The organism is Rhizobium sp. NFR07 (assembly GCF_900111905.1).
In the GTDB taxonomy this organism is placed as follows: Bacteria; Pseudomonadota; Alphaproteobacteria; order Rhizobiales; family Rhizobiaceae; genus Neorhizobium.
The window spans coordinates 19427-33413 of record NZ_FOKM01000012.1 but is presented as its reverse complement, the minus strand read 5'-3'; the positions used below and the strand labels follow the sequence as shown (position 1 = coordinate 33413).

16 protein-coding genes are annotated in these 13987 nt (G+C 62.0%); 15 read left to right on the top strand and 1 reads right to left on the bottom strand.

Features of this window, described 5'->3' with window-relative positions; genetic code table 11:
* Positions 1 to 57 precede the first annotated feature (57 nt).
* Positions 58 to 777 (bottom strand): DUF1194 domain-containing protein, encoded by a 720-nt coding sequence (locus BM216_RS22650; RefSeq protein WP_177230874.1) that lies wholly within the window; start codon positions 775 to 777, stop codon positions 58 to 60.
* Positions 778 to 1128: 351 nt separating this feature from the next.
* On the opposite strand from BM216_RS22650, the gene urtA reads away from it, so the two are divergent.
* The 15 genes from urtA to BM216_RS22570 all read left to right on the top strand — a co-directional run bounded on the left by urtA (position 1129) and on the right by BM216_RS22570 (position 13915).
* Entirely contained in the window at positions 1129 to 2418 is a 1290-nt protein-coding gene (urtA, locus tag BM216_RS22645; protein WP_093001493.1) for an urea ABC transporter substrate-binding protein, read from the top strand.
* A 254-nt stretch (positions 2419 to 2672) separates the two neighbouring features.
* Positions 2673 to 4259, top strand: coding sequence for an urea ABC transporter permease subunit UrtB (urtB, locus tag BM216_RS22635; RefSeq protein ID WP_244530286.1), 1587 nt, complete (start codon positions 2673 to 2675; stop codon positions 4257 to 4259).
* Positions 4256 to 5431: an urea ABC transporter permease subunit UrtC gene (gene urtC / locus BM216_RS22630; RefSeq protein ID WP_093001491.1), complete on the top strand. Its 1176-nt coding sequence runs from the start codon at positions 4256 to 4258 to the stop codon at positions 5429 to 5431. The genes urtB and urtC overlap by 4 nt, the downstream gene beginning before the upstream one ends.
* Positions 5432 to 5435: 4 nt before the next feature.
* On the top strand, positions 5436 to 6197 hold the full coding sequence (gene urtD, locus BM216_RS22625) for an urea ABC transporter ATP-binding protein UrtD (RefSeq protein ID WP_093001703.1): 762 nt from the start codon (positions 5436 to 5438) through the stop codon (positions 6195 to 6197).
* 268 nt (positions 6198 to 6465) lie between these two features.
* Complete coding sequence (gene urtE, locus BM216_RS22620) at positions 6466 to 7161, top strand: urea ABC transporter ATP-binding subunit UrtE (protein ID WP_093001490.1); 696 nt, start codon at positions 6466 to 6468, stop codon at positions 7159 to 7161.
* Between the two features lie 203 nt (positions 7162 to 7364).
* The gene (locus BM216_RS22615; RefSeq protein ID WP_143102830.1) at positions 7365 to 8522 is read left to right on the top strand and encodes a CE1 family esterase; all 1158 of its coding nucleotides are present in this window, start codon (positions 7365 to 7367) and stop codon (positions 8520 to 8522) included.
* Positions 8459 to 9283: an urease accessory protein UreD gene (locus tag BM216_RS22610; protein ID WP_093001488.1), complete on the top strand. Its 825-nt coding sequence runs from the start codon at positions 8459 to 8461 to the stop codon at positions 9281 to 9283. Before BM216_RS22615 ends, BM216_RS22610 begins: the two co-directional genes overlap by 64 nt.
* Positions 9284 to 9316: 33 nt before the next feature.
* A complete protein-coding gene (locus tag BM216_RS22605) occupies positions 9317 to 9619 on the top strand; it encodes an urease subunit gamma (RefSeq protein ID WP_093001487.1) in 303 nt (100 codons plus the stop codon).
* A gap of 10 nt (positions 9620 to 9629) precedes the next feature.
* Positions 9630 to 9893 (top strand): DUF1272 domain-containing protein, encoded by a 264-nt coding sequence (locus tag BM216_RS22600; RefSeq protein WP_093001486.1) that lies wholly within the window; start codon positions 9630 to 9632, stop codon positions 9891 to 9893.
* 11 nt (positions 9894 to 9904) lie between these two features.
* Entirely contained in the window at positions 9905 to 10210 is a 306-nt protein-coding gene (locus tag BM216_RS22595; RefSeq protein WP_093001485.1) for an urease subunit beta, read from the top strand.
* A 1-nt stretch (position 10211) separates the two neighbouring features.
* Positions 10212 to 10571, top strand: a complete 360-nt coding sequence (locus tag BM216_RS22590; protein WP_093001484.1) for a GFA family protein — start codon at positions 10212 to 10214, stop codon at positions 10569 to 10571.
* Positions 10572 to 10585: 14 nt separating this feature from the next.
* Positions 10586 to 11008, top strand: a complete 423-nt coding sequence (locus tag BM216_RS22585; protein ID WP_093001483.1) for a lysozyme inhibitor LprI family protein — start codon at positions 10586 to 10588, stop codon at positions 11006 to 11008.
* A gap of 54 nt (positions 11009 to 11062) precedes the next feature.
* Entirely contained in the window at positions 11063 to 12772 is a 1710-nt protein-coding gene (gene ureC / locus BM216_RS22580; RefSeq protein WP_093001482.1) for an urease subunit alpha, read from the top strand.
* Positions 12773 to 12787: 15 nt separating this feature from the next.
* Positions 12788 to 13231, top strand: a complete 444-nt coding sequence (locus BM216_RS22575) for a GNAT family N-acetyltransferase (RefSeq protein ID WP_093001481.1) — start codon at positions 12788 to 12790, stop codon at positions 13229 to 13231.
* 12 nt (positions 13232 to 13243) lie between these two features.
* The gene (locus tag BM216_RS22570) at positions 13244 to 13915 is read left to right on the top strand and encodes a TIGR02117 family protein (RefSeq protein ID WP_093001480.1); all 672 of its coding nucleotides are present in this window, start codon (positions 13244 to 13246) and stop codon (positions 13913 to 13915) included.
* The last annotated feature ends 72 nt before the right edge of the window (positions 13916 to 13987 follow it).

The following is a 13987-nucleotide window of genomic DNA, read 5'->3' as shown; positions in this document are numbered from 1 at the left end:
CGGCCGAAGGGCTTGGAGCTGCGATCGATGCCGGGTGGGCCGCCGATTGGCGCTGGGTTACCTCACCAGCTTCGCGCGGGTTCGGCCGGAAACGGCGACGAACGGGTTCGACAATTCGCGCAGCAGCTTCTTGCGCATCGCCGACGCGTAGTCTCCCGGATCGTTTACCTCCATGGTGAAGCCGCCGGAACCGTGCACGACCTCGCGTTCGTAGTAGCTGGCGAGTTCCTCGTCATCGGCGGTAATCGCCAGCGCATTGATCGTGACACCCATTTGTTTCGCCCGCTGTCTGGCTTGGTAAAGTGTCGCTCCCAGGCGTCGTTTGGGCGCCGTCGTTTCGCGGCCGTCGCCCGAGACGTTGATCATCATGCGATGGGCACACATGTTCGGGGGCGATAGCATCTCCAGCGCCGACCAGAGGCCGTTGCCGATCGCGGTGTCGCCGTAAACACGGCGCTCGCTGGCTTCGACTTCGTCGGCGAAGGCTTCAGAGCCCACGCCCCGGTCGACGATGAACCAGGCGAGCCTCTGCGTCGGAAACTCCCCGTCTCCCCAGAAGACCGCAGACAGGGCGACGGTGCCGGCTTGCCTCAATGCGGACTTGACCGCGCCGTCGCGAAAGGCCGATGCGATTGCTGATTTCTGGAAGCGGTATTCGCCATCGGTAACGCTGCCGGATCCGTCGATTGCCAGCACGAGCGCAAGATCCGGGCAGACCGGCTGTGCTGCGGCTTCGCCATTGCAGGCGAATGCAAGCAGCGCCAGCGACGCTGCCATTCCCCATCCCCGCATTTCCTCCGGCCCCCATCCGCTTCTTTAAGATGACAGATGATCGTAATTTTGCGCGATACTAGGTCTCTTCCACCTGGCGCTGGTCATACAATTCCGTTGGTAAGCCTTCGGGCGTGCAGAAAGCCCGCTTCCCAGCGGAACCGGGTGCAGCGGGACCTGCCGGCAATTCTCGGCATCGAAAGGCTTATGGCCGCGCCGCGCTGCTTCGCGCCTGTGCATCTCTCCCCGGCATTACGTCATTTTACGTATGTGGTTTTGCACCGCAGCGGCCGATAGTCCGCTTAAGCAACGGTTAAGGTCTTCGTTGCTGAGCGAACAAGAAGAGGGGTTCGACCAATGAATTTCAGAACGAAACTGGGCGGCGCATTGCTGGCCGCCGCACTCTCCACCACCGCTTTCCATGGCGCTTTCGCAGCCGACGACACGATAAAAATCGGCGTCCTGCACTCGCTTTCCGGCACGATGGCGATTTCCGAGACGACGCTCAAAGACGCCATGCTGATGATGGTGGAAGAGCAGAACAAGAAGGGCGGCGTTCTCGGCAAGAAGCTCGAGGCCGTCGTTGTCGATCCGGCCTCCGACTGGCCGCTGTTTGCCGAAAAGGCCCGCCAGCTGATCTCCCAGGACAAGGTCGCGGCCGTGTTCGGCTGCTGGACGTCGTCCTCGCGCAAGTCCGTCCTGCCGGTCTTCGAGGAGCTGAACTCGATCCTCTTCTATCCGGTCCAGTACGAGGGTGAGGAATCCTCGCGCAACATCTTCTACACGGGGGCTGCCCCGAACCAGCAGGCCATTCCGGCCGTCGACTATCTCGCCAATACCGAAGGCGTCGAGCGCTGGGTGCTTGCCGGTACCGACTATGTCTATCCGCAGACGACGAACAAGATCCTGAAGGCCTACCTGATGTCGAAGGGCGTCAAGGAAGAGGACATCATGATCAACTACACGCCGTTCGGTCATTCCGACTGGCAGACGATCGTCTCCGACATCAAGAAGTTCGGCTCCGCTGGCAAAAAGACCGCCGTCGTCTCCACCATCAACGGCGACGCCAACGTTCCCTTCTACAAGGAACTCGGCAACCAGGGCATCAAGGCTGAAGACATTCCGGTCGTCGCCTTCTCCGTCGGTGAGGAAGAGCTCGCCGGCCTGGATACCACGCCGCTTGTCGGCCATCTCGCCGCCTGGAACTACTTCCAGTCTGTCGATGCCGAGGTCAATGCCGAGTTCATCAAGACCTGGCATGCCTTCACCAAGAACGACAAGCGCGTCACCAACGATCCGATGGAAGCCGCCTATATCGGCTTCAACGCCTGGGTTAAGGCCGTCGAGGCTGCCGGCACGACCGACACGGACGCGGTTCTCGACTCGATCATCGGTGTCTCGGTTCCGAACCTCTCGGGCGGCACCTCCACCGTCATGCCGAACCACCACATCACCAAGCCGGTGCTGATCGGTGAAATCCAGGCCGACGGTCAGTTCGAAGTCGTGCAGGAAACTGCAGCCGTGGTCGGCGACGAATGGTCGGACTACCTGCCGGATTCGAAGGATCTGATCTCCGATTGGCGCAAGCCGATGTCCTGCGGCAACTTCAACGTCGCCACCGGCAAGTGCGGCGGCAAGGGCAGCTGATAAGGTCCGGCTATACATGAGAGGAGAGAGGGAGCGAGTTTTCGGCCCTCTCTCCCTCATCCCTGTGCTTGTCACAGGGATCCAGCAGCGTCGCGTCTGCGACGCGTGAGAGTCTTTTCGACCCAAGGACTTGGGTCGGCTGGATTCCTGTGACGAGCACAGGAATGAGGAGTGCCCTGCCACCCTCCAATTCGCCAATACCCGCATCGATAAGGGGCGATATCGTGACAACAACGAGCTTCATTAGAGCGGTTATAGCTGTTCTTTTCTTCGCGTTCAGTGGCCCCGCCTTCGCGCAGGGCACGGACCCCAGGCCGCTGTTCAATCAGCTGGCCGACGCCAATTTCAACGAAGCCGAAAAGCTTGTCGGCGAGATCGCGACCACCGGCGATCCGCGCGTGGTCCCGGCGCTGAACGCCTTTTCCGAAGGCGATCTCTATTTCCGCAAGTCGGACAAAGCGGTGTTTGCCGCCAAACCCGTCGGCTTGCAGCTGGAACTCATCGATCCGGTGACCGGCGAGAGCGCCGGGCAGGTCGCCAAGGGCGCTGTCACCAAGGTCAAGGTCAACAACAATCTGCGCCGTGCCATCCGCGCGGCTCTCGGCGGCCTGACGCTGATGAGCCCGGATCGTGGCGCGCGCCTTTCCGCTGCCGATGCGATCCTGCGCTCGCCGAGCGCCGAGACACTCGAACTGGTGGAGACGGCGCTTGCGAAGGAAACCGATGCGGAAGTGAAAGCCCGCATGGAAGAGGCACGTGCGGTGTCGCTCCTCTCCTCCGACCGTTCCGTCGAGGACAAGCGTGCTGCCATCGAAACGATCGCCAACCTCGGCGGTCGCGAGGCGATGCGCATCTTCTCGACCATTTCGTCCTCGATCGACGAAAGCCTGAAACCGGATGTCGACAAGGCCATCGCAAAAATTCAGGGCCAGCTGCAGCTCTGGGATCTTGCCCAGAACGTCTGGTACGGCATGTCGCTCGGTTCCGTCCTGTTGCTCGCGGCGATCGGGCTTGCGATCACCTTCGGCGTGATGGGCATCATCAACATGGCGCATGGCGAGATGGTTATGCTCGGCGCCTATTCCACCTTCATGGTGCAGGAGGTGATCCGCGACAATGCGCCTGGCCTGTTCGACTGGTCGCTGGCAATAGCGCTTCCCGTCGCCTTCCTCGTTACCGGCCTCGTCGGCTTCGTCATCGAGCGCGGCGTCATCCGCTTTCTCTACGGCCGGCCGCTTGAAACCCTGCTTGCCACCTGGGGCGTGTCGCTCATCCTGCAGCAGGCGATCCGCACGATCTTCGGCCCGACCAACCAGGAAGTCGGCAATCCGTCCTGGATGTCCGGTTCCTTCCCGCTCGGCGGCATGACGATCACCTATAACCGCATGTGGATCATCGTCTTCTCGCTGACGATCTTTTTTGCGCTGCTCTTCGTGATGAAGAAGACCGCCTACGGCCTCAACATGCGCGCCGTGACGCAGAACCGCCGCATGGCATCCTCGATGGGCATTCGCACGCCCTGGGTCGACGCGCTCACCTTCGCGCTCGGATCGGGCATCGCCGGGATCGCCGGCGTGGCGCTGTCCCAGATCGACAACGTCTCGCCCAATCTCGGCCAGAGCTACATCATCGACAGTTTCATGGTCGTGGTCTTCGGCGGGGTCGGTAATCTCTGGGGCACGCTGGTCGGGGCGCTTTCGCTCGGCATCCTCAACAAGTTCCTCGAACCGTCGGTCGGGGCCGTGCTCGGAAAGATCCTCGTGCTCGTCCTCATCATCCTCTTCATCCAGAAACGTCCGCGCGGTCTCTTCGCGCTCAAGGGAAGGGCGGTGGAAGCATGATTACCGGCTTCATTTTACGCGCTCTCGAAGGCAAGATCGTCGTCGCCGTCGGTATTCTGCTCGCCGTCGCCATCATCGTTCCGGCGCTCAACCTGCTGACGCCGCCGGATAGCGCCCTGCATATCCCGACCTATGCCATGGCGCTGATGGGTAAGTATCTCTGCTACGCGCTGCTGGCCTTGGCACTCGATCTCGTCTGGGGCTATTGCGGCATCCTCTCGCTTGGCCACGGCGCCTTCTTCGCGCTCGGCGGTTATGCGATGGGCATGTATCTGATGCGTCAGATCGGCTCTCGCGGCGTCTACGGCAATCCCGACCTGCCGGATTTCATGGTCTTCCTCAACTGGAAGGAACTGCCGTGGTTCTGGTACGGGTTCGACATGTTCCCGTTTGCCATGGCCATGGTGCTGATCGTGCCCGGCCTGCTCGCCTTCGTCTTCGGCTGGTTCGCCTTCCGGTCCCGCGTCAACGGCGTCTATCTGTCGATCATCACCCAGGCGATGACCTATGCGCTGATGCTCGCCTTCTTCCGCAACGACATGGGTTTCGGCGGCAATAACGGCTTGACGGATTTTAAAGATATCCTCGGCTTCCAGGTTCAGGCCGGCGGGACACGCGCGGTTCTCTTCGCCATGTCGGCGATCATGCTGGCGCTCTGCCTGATCGTCGCCTCGGCGATCACCCGCTCGAAATTCGGCAAAGTGCTGGTCGGCGTGCGCGATGCGGAAAGCCGGGTGCGCTTCCTCGGTTTCCGCGTGGAGAACATAAAACTCTTCACCTTCGTCGTCTCGGCCATGTTTGCCGGCATAGCCGGTGCGCTCTTCGTGCCGCAGGTCGGCATCATCAATCCGGGCGAATTCGCCCCGGCCAATTCGATCGAAGTCGTCGTCTGGACGGCGGTCGGTGGTCGCGGCACGCTGATCGGCCCGATCATCGGCGCCATCCTCGTCAATGCGGGCAAGAGCTATTTCACCGGCGCCTTCCCGGAATTCTGGCTCTTTGCGCTCGGCGGCCTTTTCATCGCCGTCACGCTGTTCCTGCCCAAGGGCATTGTCGGCACGATCCAGCACGGCTGGAACGCCCGCAAGGCGCTCAAGGCGGCAGCGGATGCGGAAAAGGGCAGGGATGCCGGTGCGCTACCTGCCGCGCAACAGGCTCAGGCCGCGGAGTGAACCCATGAACACAATTGCTGAAACTCGCGCCAAAAGCCTGCTCTATCTCGAAGACGTCTCCGTCTCGTTCGACGGTTTCAAGGCGATCAATTCGCTGTCGCTGGTGGTGGAACCCGGTGAGCTTCGCGCCATCATCGGCCCGAACGGCGCCGGCAAGACGACGATGATGGACATCATCACCGGCAAGACACGGCCGGACACGGGCAAGGTGATCTTCGAGGAGATGATCGACCTGACGAAAAAGGACGAGGCCGACATCGCCCAGCTCGGTATCGGCCGCAAGTTCCAGAAGCCGACCGTGTTCGAAAGCCATACCGTCTGGGACAATCTGGAACTGGCGCTCAACCGCTCCCGCGGCGTCTTCGCCACGCTGTTCTACACGCTGACGGCGGAGGACAAGGCACGCATCGAGGAGATCCTGACGACGATCCGTCTGACACATCGCAAGGACGAGTATGCCGCCAACCTCTCCCACGGGCAGAAGCAGTGGCTCGAGATCGGCATGCTGCTCGCCCAGGAGCCGAAGCTGCTTCTGGTCGACGAGCCGGTGGCCGGCATGACCGACGCGGAGACGGCCGAGACGGCTGTGTTGCTGCGCGAGATCGCCAAGACGCGATCCGTCGTCGTCGTCGAACACGACATGGGCTTCGTCCGCGATCTCGGCGTGAAGGTGACGTGCCTAGCGGAAGGCTCGGTGCTCGCCGAAGGTTCGATCGATTTTGTGTCCAGCGATCCGAAGGTGATCGAGAATTATCTGGGGCGGTGATGGTGAGCTCAATGGTCGTGATACCCCCCTCTGGCCTGCAGGCCATCTCCCCCACAGGGGGGGAGATCAGCTGGGCGCATCCATGCTGCCCCAAACAAGCATCATTTCCGGATGCTCGGATTTCGACGCAGGACGCTATCTGGCCTCCACGCAATCTTAAATGGGAGGCGAGCGCTCTCCTCCTTCTGATCTCCCCCCTTGTGGGGGAGATGGCCGGCAGGCCAGAGGGGGGTAGCGCCGCCCTCCCGAGAAAACAGGGAGGCACCTCATGCTGACAGTCGACAACGTCAATCTCCACTACGGCGCCGCCCAGGCCCTGCGCGGGGTCTCCATCACTGCCGAAATGGGCAAGATCACCTGCGTGCTCGGCCGCAACGGCGTCGGCAAGTCGTCGTTGCTGCGCGCCGTCACCGGCCAGCATCCGGTCTCCGCCGGCAAGATCAGTTTTCGGAACGAGACGCTGAACGGCTTGGCACCCTACGCCCGCGCCAAGCATGGCATCGGATACGTGCCGCAGGGCCGCGAAATCTTTCCGCTGCTCACCGTTCAGGAAAACCTGCAGAGCGGCTATGCGCCGCTCGCCCGCAAGGACCGCTATATCCCCGACGAGATCTTCTCGCTGTTTCCGGTCCTGAAAACCATGCTCGGCCGGCGTGGCGGCGACCTGTCCGGCGGCCAGCAGCAGCAGCTGGCGATCGGCCGCGCCATGGTCACGCGGCCGAAGATCCTTGTCCTGGACGAGCCGACCGAGGGCATCCAGCCGTCGATCATCAAGGATATCGGCCGGGCGATCCGCTACCTGAGGGATTCGACCGGCATGGCGATCCTGCTCGTCGAGCAGTATCTCGACTTCTGCCGCGAGCTTGCCGACCAGGTCTACATCATGGATCGTGGCGAGATTGTGCACGAAGGGGCTGCAGAAACCCTGGATACGGCAGAAGCAAGGCGGCATCTAACAGTTTAATGGTCAATGTTTGCATAGCTTCTATTCGTTCAAACTGTATCAATACCTGAACCTGTATGCTAGATGAACGGCAGATGAACGACATCTCCGAACATCCTTGACAACCCGCACCCCATGATGAGGCGCTGATGGTCTTTGCATGCACTTTTGGTCACCGTTCCCGTTCCGCTCTTGTTCGCCTGACCGCGACCGGAGCCTTTTTCTTGGCCGCAGGTGCAGCCTTCGCCGGCTGCGGCCAGCCGATGGAAGCCGGCCGCCATGCGCTGACGATCGAGGCTGATGGCATCACGCGCCAGGCCGTCTATTACGTCCCGTCGTCCTATACCGGCAACGACAAGGTGCCGGTCGTGTTCGATTTCCACGGCAGCAACAGCAATCCTACCGGGCAGCTGAACCGCTCCTCCTGGGACAAGGTCGCCGAGAAGAACGGCTTCATCGCGATCGCGCTGCAGGGCAGCCTGCCGGGCAAGACGCCGGGAACCTTCGCCTGGAACGTGCCGCATGTCGAAGTCAGCAAGGCCATCATTCCGACCGGAGGCAAGGGCGGTCTCGACGAGATCTCCTTCATCCGCGAAGCCGTCGACGAGGTGAAGGAAGATTTCTGCGTCGATCCGAACCGCATTTTCGCCTCCGGCTATTCCGGCGGAGGCCGCATGCTGTCGGCCTATCTCTGCTCAGGCGGCGAGGGCTTCACGGGCGCCGGTTTCGTCAACTCGCTGCGTGCCGGTCGTCCGGTCGAAACCGACGGAAAATGGGGTCCGGACAAGGAAAACTGCAGCCCGGCCAAGCCGATCTCGATCATGGCGTTTGCCGGCATCAAGGACAGGCAGAACCCCTATGCGGGCGGTGGCGCGGCCTACTGGCAGTACAGCTTCAAGACTGCGATCCAGCGCTGGACCGATCTCGACGGCTGCAAGGGCAATGACAATTCCAAGACGGTCGATGACGTGACCTTCAGCATGTACGGCACCTGCAAGAACGGCGCCCGCATCGCATCCTACGTGTTTGCCAACGGCACGCATGACTGGCCGAAGCCGGTTGCCGCCAAGCAGGCTGTGATCGCCGCCGCCAAGGACGGCGCCGCGAGCGTCACCAAGGTCGCGGCTGTCGCTTCGTCGGCCAAGGCTGCGTTCGACACCAATGTTGATCCTGCTTTCCGCATGTGGGACTTCTTCGGCAAGGCCGACTCGACGGATGTCGTCGCGACGGCGGCTCCCGCCAAGTCGAAGGCCGGCGCGAAGTCTGGCACGTCCGTTGCTTCTGACTGCGCGATACAGGCAGAAATCGAAGGTACGTCGTGCAGCAGCTCCCAGCCGATCAATATGCGCCGCAGCGGGCAAGGGGTTCAGGACGCCTTGTAACCAAGGCTTTCGGCGGGCGGACGAGGCTCGACGAATTCTACCAGGAAGGCTGCGCAAAAATACGCCTTCCAGAAACATTTTCGCCTGAAATGGAGGCGATCCTCATCAACACGTCAGGGGGACTGACGGGCGGCGACGTGATCGAATGGTCCGTCGCCGCTGCGCCTTCCACAAGGCTCTCGGTCACCACCCAGGCTAACGAGAAGATCTACAAGGCCGCCTCCGACACGGCCTCGGTCTCCACCGACATCACCGTCGCCGAAGGCGCTTCGGTCCATTGGCTTCCCCAGGAAACGATCCTTTTCGACCAGGCCTCGCTGACGCGGCGCCTCGATATCGATCTTGCCGACGACGCGGAATTCCTCGCCGTAGAGGCGGTGCTGCTCGGCCGCAAGGCGATGGGCGAGGCGGTTGGCCGGGGCTTCTTCCGCGATCGCTGGCGGGTGCGGCGGAACGGGCAGCTCATTCATGCGGAAGAACTGCGTTTCGAGGGCGAGATCGAGCGGCTGACCCAGGCCGCCGCTGTGCTCTCCGGCCAGGTCGCTTTCGCCACTCTCTTCTATACAGGCCCGCTCTGCGAAGCGCTGCTGCCGCGCCTGCGGGAATGCCTCGACGGCACGCCCGGCGGTGCAAGCTATTGGAACGGCAAGCTGATCGCCCGGATTGCCGCGCCGACTGGCTTCGACTTGAGAAAAATCCTGGTACCGGCAATTTCCGTATTGCGTAACGGGGCGCCAGTGCCGAAAGTCTGGGACATCTGATTTGCCGATTGCGACGATTATTGCGGGAAGCCCATGAACCTGACGCCAAGAGAAAAAGACAAGCTGCTGATTTCCATGGCCGCGATGGTCGCGCGGCGCCGCCTTGAGCGCGGGGTCAAGCTGAACTATCCCGAAGCGATCGCGCTGATCACCGACTATGTCGTCGAGGGCGCACGCGACGGCCGCTCCGTCGCCGACCTCATGGAGGCGGGCGCCCATGTCATCACCCGCGGCCAGGTGATGGAAGGCATTCCGGAAATGATCCATGACGTGCAGGTGGAAGCGACTTTTCCCGACGGAACCAAGCTCGTCACCGTGCACGAACCGATCCGCTGAGGACATCGCCATGGCACTCGAACTGCGCCCCAACTGCGAATGCTGCGACAAGGACCTAGCTCCAGATAGTCGCGAGGCGATGATCTGCACGTTCGAATGCACCTATTGCGCCGACTGCGCCACCGGCGTGCTTGCCGGCATCTGCCCGAACTGCTCCGGCGAACTTGTGCGTCGCCCAATCCGCCCGGCAGCCGCCTTGGCGCGTAACCCGGCATCGACGGTGCGCGTTCTGAAGGCCGAGGGCTGCAAGCCACAAATCGCTTTAAGCGCCTGAGGAGGTGATTCATGATACCCGGTGAAGTCATTGCCGCTACAGGCGAAATCGAACTCAATGTCGGCGCGCCGACGATTTCGATCGAGGTTTCCAATACCGGCGACCGGCCGGTGCAGGTGGGCAGCCACTACCATTTCTTCGAGACCAATAACGGGCTATCCTTCGAGCGCGACAAGGCGCGGGGCATGCGGCTCGATATCCCGGCCGGCACGGCGGTGCGTTTCGAGCCCGGCCAGACCCGCTCCGTGACGCTCATTCCGCTTTCCGGCGCGCGCCGGGTTTTCGGTTTCCAGCAGAAGATCATGGGAGAGCTCTGACATGGCGACGAAACATTATCTCGGCAGCTGCCAGTGCGGCGCGGTTTCCTTCGAGGCGGATGTCGATCTGGATCAGACGATCACCTGCAACTGCTCGCGCTGCCAGCGGCTCGGCTCGGTGCTGGCCTTTGCGCCGCGCGACAAGTTCGTGTTGAAATCGGGCGAGGACAATCTCACCGAATATCTGTTCAACACGAAGAAGCTGCAGCACCTGTTCTGCAAGACCTGTGGCATCGAGAGTTTTGCCTACGGCGCGTCTCCGGCAGATGGTTCGCCGATGGTGGCGGTCAACGCCAACTGCCTGGAGGGTGTCGATCCAAGGGCGCTGACCTCCCATCACTTCGACGGCGCCGCAGCCTAACCCCCGGAGAAGACATGCTGAAAATCGCGCTTTTGCCGATGCTCTGCGGATGTGTGCTGCTGGTGGATGCTCCGACTTCGAACGGACAGGAGCCTGACGTCGACTGCAGCAACGCACAGACCCAGATGGCCATGAATATCTGCGCCGGCCGCGACTTCGATGAAGCCGACGCGGAACTCAATGCACAATACAAACTGTCCCGCGACGAAATGCGCAAGGCGGACAAGGGCGCAAGCCAGGCGACGGCCGGTGCCGAGGATGCGCTGGTCAAGGCTCAGCGCGCCTGGGTTACCTATCGCGATGCGCAATGTGCGTCCTATGGTTTTCAGGCGCGCGGCGGCTCGATGGAGCCGATGCTGATTTCCGGATGCCAGGCCGATCTGACGCGCAAGCGTACCCAAGAACTGAAGGAGCTGACGGAAAACTCGGGCAACTGAACCTGTCCCCGTCACTCTCCCGCGACCAAAGTTGTCGAACTCCAGAGGTAGTCCATGTCCTTCAAGATGTCCCGCGCCGCCTATGCCTCCATGTTCGGTCCGACGACCGGCGACAAGGTGCGGCTGGCCGACACCGAACTGTTCATCGAGGTGGAGAAGGATTTCACCACCTATGGCGAAGAGGTGAAGTTCGGTGGCGGCAAGGTCATCCGAGACGGCATGGGCCAGAGCCAGGCGACGCGCGGCGAAGGTGCGGTCGATACGGTCATCACCAATGCGCTGATCGTCGACCATAGCGGCATCTACAAGGCGGATGTGGGTCTGAAGGACGGCCGCATCCATGCGATCGGCAAGGCGGGCAATCCCGATACGCAGCCGGGCGTGACGATCATCGTCGGTCCCTCCACGGAAGCCATAGCAGGCGAGGGCAAGATCCTGACGGCTGGCGGCATGGACGCGCATATCCATTACATCTGCCCGCAGCAGATCGAGGAAGCGCTGATGAGCGGCGTCACGACCATGCTCGGCGGCGGTTCCGGCCCGGCGCATGGGACGCTTGCCACCACCTGCACCGGCGCCTGGCATATCGAGCGGATGATCGAAAGCTTCGATGCCTTCCCGATGAACCTGGCGCTTGCCGGCAAGGGAAATGCCTCGCTGCCGGCGCCGCTGGAAGAGATGATCCTCGCGGGAGCCTCGTCGCTGAAACTGCATGAGGACTGGGGCACGACGCCGGCCGCGATCGACAACTGCCTGACGGTTGCCGATGCCTTCGACGTGCAGGTTATGATCCACACCGACACGTTGAACGAAAGCGGCTTCGTCGAGGATACGGTCGCCGCCATCCGTGGCCGCACCATACATGCGTTCCATACGGAAGGGGCAGGCGGTGGCCACGCGCCCGACATCATTAAGGTCTGCGGCAATCCGAACGTCATTCCGTCGTCCACCAACCCGACGCGGCCCTACACGGTCAACACGCTGGCAGAACATCTCGACATGCTGATGGTCTGTCACCACCTGTCGCCGTCGATCCCGGAAGACATCGCATTCGCCGAAAGCCGCATCCGCAAAGAGACGATCGCGGCGGAAGACATTCTCCACGATATCGGCGCCTTCTCGATTATCTCTTCCGACAGCCAGGCCATGGGCCGCGTCGGCGAAGTGGCGATCCGCACCTGGCAGACGGCCGACAAGATGAAGCGCCAGCGCGGCCAGTTGGCCCAGGAAACCGGCGACAACGACAATTTCCGCGTCAAGCGCTACATCGCCAAATACACCATCAACCCGGCCATCGCCCATGGCGTGTCCCACGAGATCGGCTCTGTCGAAGTCGGCAAGCGCGCCGACCTCGTGCTGTGGAACCCGGCCTTCTTCGGCGTGAAGCCGGAAATGGTGCTGCTCGGCGGCTCGATCGCGGCGGCTCCGATGGGCGATCCCAACGCCTCGATCCCCACGCCACAGCCAATGCATTACCGACCGATGTTCGCGGCCTACGGCAAGCTGCGCACCAATTCGTCGGTCACCTTCGTCTCCCAGGCCTCGCTCGATGCCGGTCTGTCGCACAAGCTCGGTGTCGCCAAGAAGCTGGTGGCGGTGAAGAATGTCCGCAGCGGCATCGGCAAGGCATCGATGATCCACAACTCGGCGACGCCGCATGTGGAGGTCGATCCGGAAACCTACGAGGTGCGCGCCGATGGCGAGCTGCTCACCTGCCAGCCGGCCACTGTGCTGCCAATGGCACAGCGGTATTTCCTGTTCTAGACGGCGGGATCGGCGGTGGCGCATGCTGTCCGGCGATGTGAGGTTGCGGATATCGCCGAATGGGCGTGTCTGCGGCATGCGCTCTGGCCGGACGGATCCGTCGAGGAACATGCAACTGAAATCGCGGCGGCGCTGCCGGGCGCTTGGTTGCGCGGTTATCTCGCCTTGAGCGGGGAGGGCGAGGCGATCGGTTTTGCCGAGATTTCCATTCGTCGCTACGCCAACGGCAGCACGCAATCGCCCGTGCCGTTTCTGGAGGGCATCTGGGTTTCGGCGGAATACCGTCGCCATGGTATCGGCCTATTGCTGGTCGAGAGGATTTCGGCGGATTGTGCGGAAGAAGGTTTCGTCGAACTCTGCTCGGACGCGGAGATCGACAATCTGGTATCTCATCATGCCCATCAAAGCTGGGGCTTTGCCGAGACAGAGCGGGTCGTCTATTTCCGGAAACCTCTTTGAGATGTCCCGACCATGAGATCTGCTTTCCGCGTATTGCTTTCCATTATCGCCGTCATCGTGCTTGCAGTAGCGGCCGGAACCTTTGTTCCGCGCCCGCTGTCTGGATCCGGACCGTCCGGAGAGGCCGTGGAGACACGGCGCATCCTTGTTCTGTCCAATCCCATCCACACCGATATCGCCATTCCGCTCGATGCGGAGACCCGGGAGGCCTATGGGTTTCTTCAGGCTTCCGGCGTTCCCGTCACCGAGCCGGGGGCCGAATGGGTGATCATCGGCTGGGGAGGGCGGGCCTTCTATCTGGAAACGCCCACCTGGGCCGACCTGAAACCCACGCCGCTGTTTCGGGCACTGACGATCGACAGTTCGGTCATGCATGTGGACGTGGCAGGGCCGATCGATGAAGGGCACCCGTCAGTCAGGGCCTTCGATCTCGAGGCTGCCGAATTTCGGGGACTGTCCGAGTTCATACAGGCGAGCTTCGTACGCGAAGACGGTGACGTCGTCGTCATTCCCGATGCAGGCTACAGGCTCTCCGACCGGTTCTTCGAGGCGCATGGTTCGTTCAACGCTTTCGTCGGCTGCAACACCTGGACAGCGCGCGCCCTGCGTGCCGCCGGTATCCGGACCGGCTGGTGGAATCCCCTGCCGCAGACGCTGCGCGTGTCGCTCGATCTCTTCAATTGAATGACGGAGCCGATTTGGGCGATCCATTCCGCCCAATGGCTTTCGGAGCGCTGGGGTGGACTCTCAGTCACA